We start from the raw sequence: 14,543 nt of genomic DNA on the forward strand, positions 1-14,543 counted from the left end.
GGCTAGCTATTAGCCCTTTGACCCACATGGTAACTGGGGCTGATTTTTACACAGTGCAGGGTTTTAATATTTCAGTTTGGTAGTTAACGGCTTGCACGCATTTAAACTACTATAATTAAAATCTTATTGTGTAACTTTGTTAAGCTTTATTGGGTAACTCGCCTATGACGATGGTAATTTTAGCAGGCAGACACGTTATGACAACTTCGCCTACTATAGCGCCTGAACGCTCAAGTCAAGTTACCCCCAAGAAGTATCCCAATTACAAAGTGATCGTGTTGGATGATGATTTCAACACATTTCAGCACGTACAAAATTGCTTGGTGAAGTATATTCCTAATATGACGAGCGATCGCGCTTGGGAACTCACCAACCAAGTTCACTATGAAGGTCAAGCCATTGTCTGGGTTGGCCCCCAAGAGCAAGCGGAATTATACCACCAACAACTTAGTAGAGCAGGCTTAACAATGGCTCCCTTGGAGGCAGCTTAAATTTATGGGCAACCCTCCTCGTGGCAGGTTAGTGTTAAATCACTCAACCCATATTCCTGGCTTAATTGCCATTTTAGACAAACTTACAGCTTGCGCCGGGATGCAAACAATTACCCCAGGCGTAATTGGCAGGGCTAAAGGCCATTGTCCAAAATTGCAATTAAAGGTGTCGGTACCAATTCTCGGGGGATATAAGTTAATAGCTAGGGCAGGCAAAACCTTTCAAGAGGTCTTTATCATCACCCATTGCAGCCAAAATGAATTAGAGGATGCGATCGCCCAACTCCTCAAAAGGTAATTGGGCATTGAAAGTCTCTATCCCTCATACCCGATTTACTCGACTTGCCTTACTGACATCCGGTGTAGTGGCAAACTCAGCACGCAAGCAAAAGTTAGAAGGTAAGACAGGGCAGCCGTTATCTTTAAATTGATCAATACGATTTCCCAGTCCGGAAAAGTAACTTTCTGAAGACCTACAGCGATACAATGGAGCATCCAATAGCCAAAGGTCATCATTAACAGCGATCGCTCTGAATCCTCAATATCATCGGCTTGAGTATCTTTGGCATTATCTAGTAAGACAAGACCAGCAATAGAAGCGATTAAAGACACGAGAAGTAACAATTCGTACCCGGTTAGATTTAGCATCTGCATAAAGCTGTTTATTTCAAGCTTTTCAATTGCAGAACAGTCTAAAATATAAGTCTCCTGACATAGAGGAATATTTACAAATATCAATCTTATGAGAGATGAAGGTGCGGTGTAAAAATTGCCTACGGCGAGTTTTGCCCAACTCTAATTCTCCTCCGCCTCGCAAGCACCGATACTTACCCAGGTGCTAGAACCATCACCCCAGTGTTCCTTTTTCCAAATTGGGGCATTGTGCTTGAGCGTATCAATCGCATAGCGGCAGGCTTCAAACGCTTCCGACCGATGCGGGCATCCAACTGCCACCAAAACACTAATTTCCCCAATTTGCAAGCGACCAGTCCGATGATGAATTACAATTTTATTGACATCAGGCCAAGTCTTGCGGATATCAGCGGCAATTTGGTTAAAGATTTGTAAAGCCATCGGTTCATAAGCTTGATACTCTAGCGCAACCACCTGTTTGCCATCAGTTTGATTGCGTACCATGCCGCTCATCACCACCACCGCTCCGTTGCCGGGAGCATCTGCAAGCGCGTAGACATCTTCTAAAGACAATGGCGCAAAGGTAATAACCAAGCTATCTAGAGCTTGGTGTTGGTTTGGAGAAGCTAGGGACGAATTGGCTCCAAGGTTCATGTAGTTTTGTGCGATCGCGCTCAAGACAGCTAAATCTATTGTGCGACATTAAAGGGCAGTAATTTTCTACTTGGTTTATGTACTTAGTACAATACCTGTTCCTAATAGGTTACAAATAATCTATCTCTACAGCAAAAACCCTTACCTCAGCAAGGTGAAGTAATTAATTTATGAGGAATATACTGATGCGGTGGACTGGAAAGTTAGCACATTTATATAAGACAGAGGCAATCTCACTTTAGTCAGTTGACATACCCAGTCTAAAGACAGGGAAAAGGTATTTCCAAGCCGCGCTAGTTACTCCAGCAAGAGTAGGAACAATTTATGCAAGCTCTACTCCCTGACAATGAAGCGGCGAGGCTGGAGGCTCTTCGCCAGTATCATATTCTTGACACAGAGCCAGAACAAGCATTCGACGATCTGGTACATTTAGCTGCTTATATTTGTAAAACCCCTATTGCCTCAATTACTCTGATCGATACCGACCGTCAGTGGTTTAAGTCAAAGGTGGGGATGGATATCGTTCAACTACCGCTCGATATTGGATTATGCCCCCATTGCGTTCACCAAGGCGAAGTTCTGATTATTGCTGATACGTTGGCTGATAAACAGGTAAGAACAAACTTTACTTATACTTTGCCTCCCGATATCAGGTTTTACGCGGGAGTGCCACTGCTCGTACCTGGTGGATACGCCATAGGTACCCTGTGTGCAATCGATTATGTACCGAGAGAAATTAGCTCAGAACAGATAGAAGCACTTAAAGCTTTAAGTCGCCAAGTAGTCGCCCAACTAGAGCTAAGGCGTAATTTAACTCGTCTGGCAAGTGCAGAGGAAGCCAAGCGAAAAGTAGCTGCGGAAAATATGCGGCTGGCTCAAGCTGTAGCTTCAGCTTCAGAGGGCATACTGATAACCGATCCTAACCAACCAGACAACCCAATAATTTACACCAATCCTGCTTTTTCGAGGATTGCAGGGTATGAGCCAGAGGAGATTTTAGGGCGCAATTGCCGCTTTTTGCGAGGAGAGGAGACAGATCCGGATGCTCTGGCGCAAATTAAAGCAGCGATCGCCGAACGAAAAGAGGTGACAGCCACTTTGCTCAACTATCGCAAAGATGGTCAGCCATTCTGGAACGAACTAAAAATTTCGCCAGTATTCTCAGAACAAGGCGACTTACTCTACTTCGTAGGCATTCAAACAGACATCACCAGGCGCAAGCAGGCTGAGGAAAAACTCATCCGCGTTACTCAAGCGGTTGAAAGCACAAGTGATGCGATTGCCATAGCCGACCTGTCTTTTAAATGTAATTACCACAATCAGGCGTTTTTCGCTGTTTACGGCTACACAGTTGACGATCTCAACAGCATCGGGGGACTGTCAGCCATGTTTGCCGATACCCAAATTGGACAGCAGATATTGTCAGCGATTTCGCACGATTGCTCGTGGAGGGGCGAAGTCGAGATCCAGACCAAGAACGGCCAAAAATTGCTTACGCTGCTGCGTACCGACTGCATTGTAGACGAAAAGGGCAAATGCATTGGTCTAATTAGTGTTTGGACTGATATCACAGAACGCAAACAAGCCGAAACATTATTGCTAGAACGATCTTTTGCGATCGCTCAACAGGCGGAACTCCTGCGAAATGTGTTAGATGCCATCCCGGTTGGAGTTGGCATTACAGATAAGCAAGGTTTGCTCTTGCAAGGAAATCCGGCTTTTCAAAAGATTTGGGGAGCCGCGTTCGATTTTACATTGCCATCGTTCCCTAAACCTACGTGGGAATGCGATTGTGGATTGCCCGATAATTGTCACTTATCCGAAGTAATTGCATCCGAAGATCGCTCTAATAATTTGCAATTTGTAAATGGTGTAGCGCCTTGTACCAAACAACATACTGCCGCCTTGCCTAACGATAACGATGCCTTTAGTGCTATCCATAATCCAAAATTTACTGGGTGGTGGACAGATACTGGCAAGTTAATAGAACCCAATGAATGGCCCCTAGTTCGTGCCATCACAAAGGGAGAAACCTCCCTCAACGAGTGCATTGATATTCAGTGCTTTGACGGTACGCGCAAGACAATTCTTAATTCAGCAGTGCCCCGGAGAAATGCAAGCGGTGAAATTATCGGAGCAATTGTTGTTAATCAGAACATTACCGAGCAACAGCTAGTAGAGAAAGCCTTGTGGGAAAATCAGCGTTTAATTCAACAGATTGCTGAGGCAATGCCAGCAATCTTGTATTTATATGACCTGATCGAACAGCGCAATATCTATACAAACCGCCAAATTATTCAGATGTTAGGGTATTCGCCACAAGCGCTGCAAGAAATGGGAAGCGGGTTCTTAGAAAAACTCCTTCACCCGGAGGATTGGAGCAAACTAAAGCAAACGCATCAACGCTTAGTCACTACCAAGGATGGTCAAATCCTTGAGACTGAGTACCGCATACGACACATCAACGGTGAATGGCGGTGGTTTTACAGCCGAGATACCGTATTTAGCAGAACTCCTGATGGTTTACCTCACCAGATTCTTGGCACAGCTCAAGATATCACCAAACGCAAAGCCGCTGAAGCCGCCCTCAAGGAGAGTGAAGAACGCTGGCAGTTGGCTTTGCGTGGCAACAACGATGGTATATGGGACTGGAACATTAAAACGTCAGAGGTCTTCTTTTCAGCTCGCTCGAAGGAAATGCTAGGTTACGATGAATTGGAGGTTGCCAATTATTTGGATCAATGGGCTTCACGAGTTCATCCGGATGATAAAGGCTCTGTGGTAAAAGGCATTCAAGATCACTTGGCAAGAAAAACGCCTTTCTACATTAGCGAGCATCGAGTCTTGTGCAAAGACGGAAGCTACAAATGGATTTTGTCTCGCGGTCAAGCGCTATGGGACGAAAGCGGTAACCCGGTGAGGATGGTAGGTTCTCATACAGATATCAGCGATACCGTGGCGGCGGCTACGCAACACAGGCAAGCTGAGCAGAAAATTCGCGAACAAGCTGCTCTACTCGATATAGCAACAGACGCTATTTTTGTGCAAAATCTTGATAATAAAATTGTACTTTGGAACAAAGGTGCTGAATTACTTTACGGCTGGAAGCAAGCTGATGCTTTAGGAAAGAAGGTATCACAGCTTTTGTACAGGGAAGACTCGTTCGTAAGGGCAAAGCAGCCAAGCGAGCAATTTGTTTCTGCAAGCCCTGATTTTTCCCCTGAATACTCTCGCACTCTCGCGTTTATTAACACTCCTCCAGAAGTTCAGGAAACTCTGGCCTCGGAAGGGGAGTGGCAGGGTGAGTTGCATCAAGTTACTAGGGAGGGCAAAGAAATTATTGTTTATAGTCGCTGGACGCTGGTGCGCGACAGTGAGGAAATTCCCAAATCAATACTTGTTGTTAACACAGATATCACGCAAAAGAAGCAACTCGAAGCGCAATTTCTCAGGGCACAGCGCATGGAAAGTATAGGCACGCTTGCTGGCGGGATTGCCCACGACTTGAACAACGTGCTGACGCCAATAATGATGGCAGTTCAACTGTTAGAGACACAATTAACAGATGATTGGAGCAAGCGGCTACTGCCAATATTAAAAGTCAATACTAAGCGCGGGGCTGCTTTGATAAAGCAAGTGTTGTCTTTTGCGCGGGGAGTCGAAGGCGATCGCGCGATTCTGCAAGTAAGCCACTTGCTTTCTGAAATTAAACAGATTGCCAGACACACATTTCCCAAATCAATTGAATTTTATACCGACCTCCCGCAAAACCTCTGGCCTGTCTGTGGAGATGCCACACAACTGCATCAGGTGTTTATGAACCTCTGCGTAAATGCTAGAGATGCTATGCCCTATGGCGGTACTCTGAGCGTCGAGGGCGAAAATATTGTTATCGATGAAAACTATGTTCGTATGAATATAGACGCTAGGGTTGGCCCTTATATTGCTATTACTGTATCTGATACCGGGAATGGCATCGATGCATCTATAATAAATAGAATTTTTGAACCATTCTTTACTACTAAAGAAGTAGGAAAAGGCACGGGTATTGGTCTATCTACGGTCATGGTGATCGTTAAAAGCCATAATGGTTTTGTGAACGTGTATAGCGAGGTGGGAACGGGTACGCAATTTAAAGTTTACTTACCAGCAGTTGAGGGTAATGAGGCGCAACAACCGGAAGAGCTAGAATTACCATTAGGTAACGGCGAATTAGTTTTAGTTGTGGATGACGAAGCCGCAATTCGCGAAGTCACCAAAGCATCGCTGGAAACATATGGTTACAAAGTGATTTGCGCTAATGATGGTATTGAAGCGATCGCTCTGTACGCACAGCAAAAATTAGAAATCAGTTTGGTGTTAGTGGATATGATGATGCCCTTTATGGAGGGTACGACAACCATCCGCACGCTACAAAAAATTAATCCCAAAGTCAAGGTTGTTGCCAGTAGCGGCATTCCCTCCAGCGAACAACTTGCGAAAGAGGCTGGGACTGGAGTCAAAGCATTTTTGTTGAAGCCATACACGGCCAAAGAGTTGTTAAAAACTCTTAATCAGGTCGTCAATGCCAATTAAATAATTATTAATTGATGCAATCTAGTTTAATATTTCCTGGGTGTAGCTGCTTGATTGAGGCTTGAATATGCTAAAAAAGATAAAGTGACCTTTTTAATGCATATATAGCTTTTAGTATAAATATAGGGCTTCTCAATTCTGTGCGATACAATGGTATGGGTGCAAATCTGTGTACCCGTAGACTTAAGCGTATGCAGGCGAGTGAGAATCGCTATATAAAAAAGGGGGAGATCAATATTTTAGTAGTTGACATTAGTTAAGATAATTGCTCCTAAGCAACAGCGCGATCGCAACCTAATTTATGGCAAGAAGCGAACAAATAAAAGCAGAAATAGAAGATAGAATTGGGTTTTTCCCAATTTTTTTTGCCCCAGCCCAACACGATGCCCAGGTATTGGAAAACCTATGGCAATACACTCTTAGTGCTTATGTAAATAATCCTCTATCTTCTCTATTAAAGGAAAAACTCTCTGCATACCTGTCGCGCTACTGTGCGGTACCATACTGCATGATCTGCCACAGTTGTTCGTTGCGTCCTTTGGGTATGAAAGCGCGGGATGTGTTACAGTTGCTTAAATCGCCTCCACCAAGCGCAACTGATATTGAGAAACACCTAAACTTTCTAGCTGCACAGACAGAAGCGATCGCTAGCTCGACTTTGAACGCGGCACTAGAACAAAGCCTGCTCTACTGTTCAATATATATATTTTTAGAAAGAGAAGAGGCACAGAACATCCGCAAAAGTCTGCGCCGCCTTCTGGAACCTTCTACCTATCAACATTTAGTATCATTTGTAGCTTATGTTAAGGCTTGCCATGTATGGATGGAAAACTTTCCCGAAGTTGGTTATGAAGCTGACAAACGAGCGATAGAAAATCTTGATGCATTACTTGAGGAAGAACCTGGGTTAGTTGACTTTTTTAGGAACTACCGCCAAATAGTCAAGCGCGAACTCCAGGCTCAGACGGAACAGCTAGAGCAAATTGAGGAATGCAAGCGGAATGAAGTTGCGCTGAAGCAGAGCGAGGAACGCTTCCGGCTTTTGGCTGAAAACTCAACCGATATGATTTCTCGCCACACGGCTGAAGGAGTTTACCTCTACGTTTCACCTGCATCGCGCACGCTTCTGGGTTACGATCCAGAAGATTTGATTGGGCACTCGGCATACGAGTTTTTCCATCCAGAAGATTTAGCGGAGATAGCTAAGGCTCACACAAATATTTTAGAGTTGGTAGATATTAATACAGTTGCTTATCGAATCCGCAACTGTTCAGGTAACTATATCTGGTGTGAAACAACTAGCCGAACTATACGAGACGAAAAGACGGGTGATGTTATAGAAATTTATGCATCAACCCGGGATATTACCAGTCGTAAAGCTGTTGAACAAGAGCTTATAAGAGCTAATAAGCGTATTGTTAATATACTGGAAAGTATTACGGATGCATTTTATAGCTTAGATTGTCAGTGGAAGTTCAATTATATAAATCCCCAAGCCGAACGCTTTTTACAAAAAAAACGAGATGAATTACTAGATAAAAATATATGGGAGGAATTCCCCAAACTTGCTGAAGGTGAATCGGTTTTGTTCACGCAATATCACAAAGCAGTATCAGAACAAAAAGCTGTCGCATTTGAAGAGTTTTATCCGTGCCTAAACGCCTGGTTTGAAGTTCACGCTTATCCTTCTTTAGAAGGTTTGTCGGTTTATTTTAACGACATTAGCGATCGCAAACGATCATCGGAGACGCTACAGCATCGAGAACAGCAATTTGCAGCGCTACTTAGAAATAATCCGGATGTAATTATTCGCTGCGATCGCCAAGTGCGTTACGTTTATGTGAATCAAGCAGTGGAACGCTTACTTGGAAAGGCAGCAGCGGAAATACTTGGCAAGACTAGCCAAGAACTAGGCATACCTCAAGAGCTGTGCCAACTCTGGGAAGAAACCGTGCGGCTGGTCTTTGAAACGGGGATGGAACAATCAATTGAATTTGAGTCTCCCTCAACGGACGGATTGCGAAGCTACCAATCTCGCGTAGTTCCGGAGTTTTATGAAGGTTTAACTAAATATGCGTTGATTGTGAGCCGCGATATCACCGAGATCAAGCGGGTACAAGAGGAATTAGAGCGACAAAATAGGCGATCGCAATTGTTTGCCGAAATTGCTCTAAAAATTCGCCAATCCTTACAAATTGATGAAATTCTCCAAACTACTGTCACCGAGGTGCAAAAAATTCTTAACAGCGATAGAGTTTTAATCTATCGACTTTGGCCGGATGGCAGCGGTACCGGGGTGACAGAGGCAGTAGTTCCTGGCTGGCCTAGTGTTTTAGGTCAAACCTTCTCCCAGGAAGTCTTTCCCCAAGATTTTCAACAATTGTATTGCGAGGGGCGGATTCGTGCCATTGCCGACCTAAATAATAGCGTTGAAACTTCTTCTTGCGTTGTTGAATTTCTGCATCAGTTCGGGGTAAAGGCAAAATTAGTCGTCCCCATTTTGCTAAAGGAAGACCTTTGGGGTTTGTTGATTGCTCATCAGTGCGATCGCCCCCGAAAGTGGCAAAGCTTTGAAGTTGACCTGCTGCAACAATTGGCAACCCAGGTGGGTATTGCACTGGCACAAGCCCAACTTCTGGAACAAGAAACCCGCCAGCGCTCAGAATTACTTCGTTCTAATGACCAATTGCAACAGTTTGCCTATGTAGCCTCCCACGACTTGCAAGAACCGCTGCGGAAGATTCAAGCATTTGGCGATCGCTTAAAAGATAAATGCAATTCGGCACTCACCGATCAAGGACGCGATTACTTAGAACGAATGCAGAATGCTGCCAAGAGGATGCAAGTTCTCATCGACGACTTGCTGACGTTCTCGCGGGTTACTAGCAAAGCTAAAGCTTTTGAGAGGGTAGATTTGTCGGTTGTGGTGTCAGAGGTATTATCTGATTTGGAAGTAGGGATCGATCGAACTGGTGGACGGGTGGAAGTGGGAGATCTATCTGTAATTGAGGCCGAGCCAATACAAATACGTCAATTGCTACAAAACCTGATTAGCAATGCGCTGAAATTCCACCGCAACGACCACCCGCCAATTGTAAAGATTTATGGCCAACTGCTTAATCCTTCGGAAAAACGCTCTAGTGGGGGATCTACCATCGCAGATCTGTATCAAATAATAGTCGAAGACAACGGTATTGGGTTTGACGAAAAGTACCTAGACCGCATATTCAACGTTTTTCAACGCCTGCACGGTCGCAGCGCATACGAAGGCACGGGTATGGGTTTAGCTATCTGTCGCAAGATAGCCGAGCTACACGGCGGGAGCCTAGAGGCAAAAAGCACGCCAGGACAAGGGGCAAGATTTATTGTCACGCTGCCTTTTAAACAACCAAAGGAGTAAACCCAAAGTGAACGATCCCGGAATACCGATCTCCATCCTCATGGCTGAGGACGATCCTGATGACCGTCTATTAGCTAGAGAGGCAATGGCAGAGAGCAGATTGGCTAACAGTTTGTACTTTGTTGAGGATGGAGAGGAATTGCTAGATTATCTGTATCGACGGAACAAATATACTCAGGCAAGTAGTTCGCCCCGCCCTGGTCTAATACTGCTAGATCTAAATATGCCGAAAAAAGACGGGCGCGAGGCACTTAAGGAGATTAAAGCCGACCCGAATCTGCGGCAAATCCCCGTTGTGGTAATGACAACTTCAAAAGCTGACGCAGACATTTATCGCAGCTATGACTTGGGCGCAAACTCTTTTATTACTAAGCCTGTAACGTTCGAGTCTTTAGTTGAGGTAATGAAAGCTCTAGGAAAATATTGGTTTGAAATTGTGGAACTGCCACCAGCAGGAGTGGAAGACGGATATGAACATCTACCCAATCAGAGTCCTTTTAGTCGAGGATGATGAAGATGACTATATACTGACTCGCGATTTGCTTGATGAAGTCGAACGAGTTAGATTTAGTTTGGAATGGGTAGCGACTTATGATGCTGCACTAGAAGCGATCGCTCAAACTCGGCATGATGTGTATTTGGTTGATTATCGTCTAGGCGATCGCAACGGATTGGAACTGTTGCGCGAAGCAGTTGCCAAAGGCTGCAAAGCCCCGATAATTTTACTTACCGGACAGGGCGATCGCGAAATAGATGTCGAAGCGATGAAAGCAGGTGCGGCAGATTACCTGGACAAAGGTCACATTGGCGCGCCTTTGCTAGAACATTCCATTCGCTACGCCATCGAACGCAAGCAAGCAGAACAAAAAATACGCGAACAAGCTGCCCTACTTGATGTCGCAACAGACGCTATTTTTGTGCAAGATCGAGATAACAAAATCCTCTTCTGGAACAAAGGTGCTGAACGCCTTTACGGATGGAAAGCGACTGATGCTTTGGGCAAAAATGCCGTGCAGCTTTTGTATAGCAAAATCCTGCCTACCAAAGAAGACTTCGGCGCTTCATTTGTTAATAGCAACTCAAACTTATCATCAGACCGCTTTCCTCCTACAGATATCCAGAAAACTCTTGCTGAGAAAGGCGAATGGCAGGGTGAGTTGCATCAATTCAACCGCGATGGCAAAGAAGTCATAGTTTCTAGCCGCTGGACGCTGGTACGCGATGAACAGGCGCAAGCCAAATCAATCCTCGTTGTTAATACAGATATCACCTCTAGCAAACAACTCGAAGCCCAGTTTCTCAGGGCACAACGATTGGAGAGCATCGGCACGCTTGCAGGCGGAATTGCACACGATTTGAACAATGTGCTGACGCCAATTATGATGGCAATTCAACTTTTAGAGGCGCAAGTAACAGATGAGCGAAGTCTACGGCTGTTACCAATACTGAAAAACAATACTAAACGCGGAGCCGCTTTGGTAAAGCAAGTGCTGTCTTTTGCACGTGGAATTGAAGGCGAACGCACGGTTCTGCAAGTAAGACATTTAATATCTGAAATTAAACAGATTGCCAAACAAACATTCCCGAAATCACTAGAATTTTATACTGATATACCGCAAGACCTTTGGACTGTCTCTGGAGATGCTACGCAACTGCATCAAGTTCTGATGAACCTTTGCGTAAATGCACGCGACGCTATGCCCGTCGGGGGCACTATTAGTATCTGCGCGGAAAATTTGATCGTCGATCAAAACTATGCCCGCATGAATATTGAAGCTAAGGTTGGTGCTTATATTGTTCTTACAGTATCGGATACGGGTACGGGGATGCCCAAAGATATTCTAGATAGAATCTTTGAGCCATTCTTCACAACTAAAGAAATTGGTAAAGGCACTGGTCTAGGTCTTTCAACAGTTTTAGGGATTGTTAAAAGTCACGGCGGCTTTATAAAGGTTACTAGCGATGTGGGAAGAGGAACGCAGTTTAAGGTTTACTTGCCAGCCGTAGAAGCAACTGAAACGCAGTATAGGGAAGATTTAGAACTGCCTAAAGGAAACGGCGAATTAGTACTCGTTGTTGATGATGAAGTCGCTATTTGTGAGGTTACAAAGACATCGCTAGAAACTTATGGTTATCGAGTGTTAACTGCTAGTGATGGAATTGAAGCGATCGCAACTTATGCCCAAAAAAAATCCGATATCAGCGTGGTTTTACTGGATATGATGATGCCGTCTATGGATGGTGCAACAACCATACGAACTTTGCAAAAAATTAACCCCTATGTCAAGATTATTGCCATCAGCGGCATCACTGCAAATGAAAAAATTGCCAAGAATGCTGGTAGTACGGTTAAAACATTTTTGTCAAAACCCTACACCTCCAAAAAATTACTAAAAACTATAAATTTAGTTCTCACTGAGAATTAACTTATAAAAAATGAAGAGTTGCTATTTTAAGCTTTGCCGCCACCCATCAGATACAATAGTGCCATCCGCACCGCAACGCCGCTAGTCACTTGTTGAGAAATGAGGCTAAATTGCAAGTCGTCCATTAGGTCAGAGCTAATTTCAACGCCTCGATTAACTGGGCCGGGATGCAAAACTTTGACTTCATCTTTACAGAGTTTGATGCGATCGCGCGTTATTCCATACCGTTGATGATACTCTCGCAAAGAAGGCAACAAATGCTGTGTCATTCTTTCTTTTTGCAGCCGCAATGTCATCACAAAATCGGCATTTTCTAAAGCTGGCTCAACATCCCAATGCAGAAATAGTTTGCCTGGTCTATCGATACCATAATTAGCAAACAATTGGGGTAATAAGGTGGGCGTACTGGCTAGATGCACCTCTGCACCAGTTGCAGTTAAACTCCAAATGTTAGACCGCGCCACCCGCGAGTGTAAAATATCCCCGACAATGGCAATTTTTTTGTCCTTCAGAAGTTCGATGCGAGGTCGGTCTGGGTCTAAAAGGGTTGTGATGGTAAATAAGTCTAAAAGTGCTTGTGAAGGATGTTCGTGCTGACCGTCACCAGCGTTAAGGACGCCCACCCGCGATTCTAGCCGATCCATCTCGTTGGCGATCGCTTGTGGCACTCCCGCCTCTTGATGCCGAATTACCATAATATCGGTTCCCATTGCAAGATACGTCTTTGCCGTATCCAGAATGGTTTCCCCTTTAGTCAAAGAAGACGTTGCGGCGGCAAAATTTAGCGTATCAGCTGACAATCGCTTTGCAGCCAGTTCAAAACTACTGCGCGTGCGGGTAGAAGGTTCAAAAAACAAATTAGCCACTACCTGACCCTGCAATGTCGGCACTTTCGGAGTCCGCCGCGACAGTACCTCGCGGAAACTCGCAGCAGTTTGCAGCACTGTGTCGTATTCAGTTGTAGTGAAGTCAGCCAAGGAAATAATGTGGCGGCGAGTCCATGTATTAGAAGGCATACGGATAACTGAGAAATTTCCTTAACAAATTACACTAATCCAGCCATTGATAGAGGCGCAGGTTTAAAAGCCTTAGCTTATTTTATATAATTTTATGTTATTCCTGTTATTAACTATACATATAGTTTATAAGTTCCATTTTTGGAAGTTTAACGATAGCTTAATTAAAGATATGTCAAGATTCCATGACATTTGTTAAACCCGTGTTTAAATTCTTAAATTTACCTCATGGAAAAATGCACGTTAGTGGGGGTAGATATCCAAGCCACTAGGGAAGAATAGCAAGCTAGAAGCGCGTGCCCTAATCTTCAGCCTGCACTCGAAACTTTAGATATTTTTTAGCCAAAAACTTGGAACGCATTTTTTCTTTGTAGTGAAATTTTGAGCGTTTCGAGAAAATTTGTTGCAAGGTTACTGTTTATTTATTACTTGTGGATTTTATGAAAGGAAATTTACCCCAAAAACGCACTAATTACACCTATTTATCCAGGTTAAATTACAAAAAAATTCAGTTGAAATGGGAAAATTACTGGTTCAAGATACGTGGAAGGTGGCGTTCGTGTCCCCTGACGTGCCCCATAGATAGACCTCATCACAGACATATCTTTTGGAGTTGGTTCGGTAGTTTCCTGGCAATAGCAGCAACGGCTTACCTAAGCACGAAAACAAATACTCCTCTGCTTATGGCTCCCTTTGGTGCCACTAGCGTATTAATCTTTGGCGTACCTGACAGCCCTTTGGCTCAACCCCGTAATGTGATTGGGGGTAATATCGTAGCTGCTGTAGTCAGCTTAACTATTCTGCATCTTTTCGGTTCGTCACCTTGGGCGATGGGATTTGCTGTCGCCACTTCCATCGGTATGATGCAGTTTACCGGAACTTTGCACCCGCCTGCGGGAGCAGTTGCATTAGTCGTGATGATGACAAAGGCTTCCTGGCAATTTTTGCTGACTCCTGCCCTTGAAGGTTCTATTATTCTGGTATTATGCGCTGTGGTTTTTAATAATCTGGCAGAAGAAAGGACTTATCCAAAGCACTGGCTGTAAGAAGTTTAAAGTTGCTGAAGTAAATGATATTTTAACGTTTTCATGTTCATGTATTGCCTATTCAATCATATTATCCCGAAGCCACAAACTGGTAATGCGATAGACGGGAATTTCATTGCTACTTTAGTCAGCCTGACTATTCTCTATCTTTTGGTTTTGAACTTTGGCCAGGGGGTATGGCAGTAGCAACTGCAATTGGAAGTATGCAATTAATTAAAACTCTACATCTCCCTTGGGAAGCAGTAGCGTTAGCCATAATTATGACTAACGCAAAGTAGCACTTTTACTAACCTCTGCAATTG

At 44.2% G+C, this 14,543-nt stretch carries 10 protein-coding genes; 7 read left to right on the forward strand and 3 right to left on the reverse strand.

The features are described from left to right. The first annotated feature begins 197 nt into the window (after positions 1-197). Positions 198-491, forward strand: coding sequence for an ATP-dependent Clp protease adapter ClpS (gene clpS, locus H6F77_RS03125; RefSeq protein WP_190485260.1), 294 nt, complete (start codon positions 198-200; stop codon positions 489-491). 4 nt (positions 492-495) lie between these two features. Next, positions 496-789 carry a DUF2103 domain-containing protein gene (locus tag H6F77_RS03130; RefSeq protein ID WP_190485262.1) on the forward strand — a complete coding sequence of 98 codons (294 nt, stop codon included), beginning with the start codon at positions 496-498 and terminating at the stop codon, positions 787-789. A 35-nt stretch (positions 790-824) separates the two neighbouring features. Here H6F77_RS03130 and H6F77_RS03135 read toward each other — a convergent pair whose 3' ends face one another. Both H6F77_RS03135 and H6F77_RS03140 read right to left on the reverse strand, forming a co-directional pair. Beyond that, a complete protein-coding gene (locus tag H6F77_RS03135; RefSeq protein ID WP_190485263.1) occupies positions 825-1,145 on the reverse strand; it encodes a hypothetical protein in 321 nt (106 codons plus the stop codon). A 141-nt stretch (positions 1,146-1,286) separates the two neighbouring features. Further along, complete coding sequence (locus H6F77_RS03140; RefSeq protein WP_190485265.1) at positions 1,287-1,778, reverse strand: molybdenum cofactor biosynthesis protein MoaE; 492 nt, start codon at positions 1,776-1,778, stop codon at positions 1,287-1,289. A 324-nt stretch (positions 1,779-2,102) separates the two neighbouring features. Between H6F77_RS03140 and H6F77_RS28685 the strand changes: the two genes are divergently transcribed. The 4 genes from H6F77_RS28685 to H6F77_RS03160 all read left to right on the forward strand — a co-directional run bounded on the left by H6F77_RS28685 (position 2,103) and on the right by H6F77_RS03160 (position 12,179). Continuing rightward, positions 2,103-6,353, forward strand: a complete 4,251-nt coding sequence (locus tag H6F77_RS28685) for a PAS domain S-box protein (RefSeq protein WP_190485267.1) — start codon at positions 2,103-2,105, stop codon at positions 6,351-6,353. Positions 6,354-6,654: 301 nt separating this feature from the next. Beyond that, positions 6,655-9,753: a PAS domain-containing sensor histidine kinase gene (locus tag H6F77_RS03150; RefSeq protein WP_190485269.1), complete on the forward strand. Its 3,099-nt coding sequence runs from the start codon at positions 6,655-6,657 to the stop codon at positions 9,751-9,753. Between the two features lie 7 nt (positions 9,754-9,760). Beyond that, positions 9,761-10,264 carry a response regulator gene (locus tag H6F77_RS03155; RefSeq protein WP_375335916.1) on the forward strand — a complete coding sequence of 168 codons (504 nt, stop codon included), beginning with the start codon at positions 9,761-9,763 and terminating at the stop codon, positions 10,262-10,264. Next, entirely contained in the window at positions 10,224-12,179 is a 1,956-nt protein-coding gene (locus H6F77_RS03160; protein WP_190485271.1) for a hybrid sensor histidine kinase/response regulator, read from the forward strand. Before H6F77_RS03155 ends, H6F77_RS03160 begins: the two co-directional genes overlap by 41 nt. Positions 12,180-12,205: 26 nt before the next feature. Here H6F77_RS03160 and H6F77_RS03165 read toward each other — a convergent pair whose 3' ends face one another. Next, positions 12,206-13,195: an aspartate carbamoyltransferase catalytic subunit gene (locus H6F77_RS03165; RefSeq protein ID WP_190485273.1), complete on the reverse strand. Its 990-nt coding sequence runs from the start codon at positions 13,193-13,195 to the stop codon at positions 12,206-12,208. 440 nt (positions 13,196-13,635) lie between these two features. Between H6F77_RS03165 and H6F77_RS03170 the strand changes: the two genes are divergently transcribed. Next, complete coding sequence (locus tag H6F77_RS03170) at positions 13,636-14,241, forward strand: HPP family protein (RefSeq protein ID WP_190485275.1); 606 nt, start codon at positions 13,636-13,638, stop codon at positions 14,239-14,241. Positions 14,242-14,543: the final 302 nt, after the last annotated feature.

The organism is Microcoleus sp. FACHB-831 (genome assembly GCF_014695585.1).
Lineage (GTDB): Bacteria > Cyanobacteriota > Cyanobacteriia > Cyanobacteriales > FACHB-T130 > FACHB-831.

Excerpts from the sequence above, each read along its gene's own strand:
- clpS (WP_190485260.1), top strand. The coding sequence starts at position 198 with ATGACAACTTCGCCTACTATAGCGCCTGAACGCTCAAGTCAAGTTACC.
- H6F77_RS03130 (WP_190485262.1), top strand. The coding sequence starts at position 496 with ATGGGCAACCCTCCTCGTGGCAGGTTAGTGTTAAATCACTCAACCCAT.
- H6F77_RS03135 (WP_190485263.1), bottom strand. The coding sequence starts at position 1,145 with ATGCAGATGCTAAATCTAACCGGGTACGAATTGTTACTTCTCGTGTCT.
- H6F77_RS03140 (WP_190485265.1), bottom strand. The coding sequence starts at position 1,778 with ATGAACCTTGGAGCCAATTCGTCCCTAGCTTCTCCAAACCAACACCAA.
- H6F77_RS28685 (WP_190485267.1), top strand. The coding sequence starts at position 2,103 with ATGCAAGCTCTACTCCCTGACAATGAAGCGGCGAGGCTGGAGGCTCTT.
- H6F77_RS03150 (WP_190485269.1), top strand. The coding sequence starts at position 6,655 with ATGGCAAGAAGCGAACAAATAAAAGCAGAAATAGAAGATAGAATTGGG.
- H6F77_RS03160 (WP_190485271.1), top strand. The coding sequence starts at position 10,224 with ATGAACATCTACCCAATCAGAGTCCTTTTAGTCGAGGATGATGAAGAT.
- H6F77_RS03165 (WP_190485273.1), bottom strand. The coding sequence starts at position 13,195 with ATGCCTTCTAATACATGGACTCGCCGCCACATTATTTCCTTGGCTGAC.
- H6F77_RS03170 (WP_190485275.1), top strand. The coding sequence starts at position 13,636 with ATGAAAGGAAATTTACCCCAAAAACGCACTAATTACACCTATTTATCC.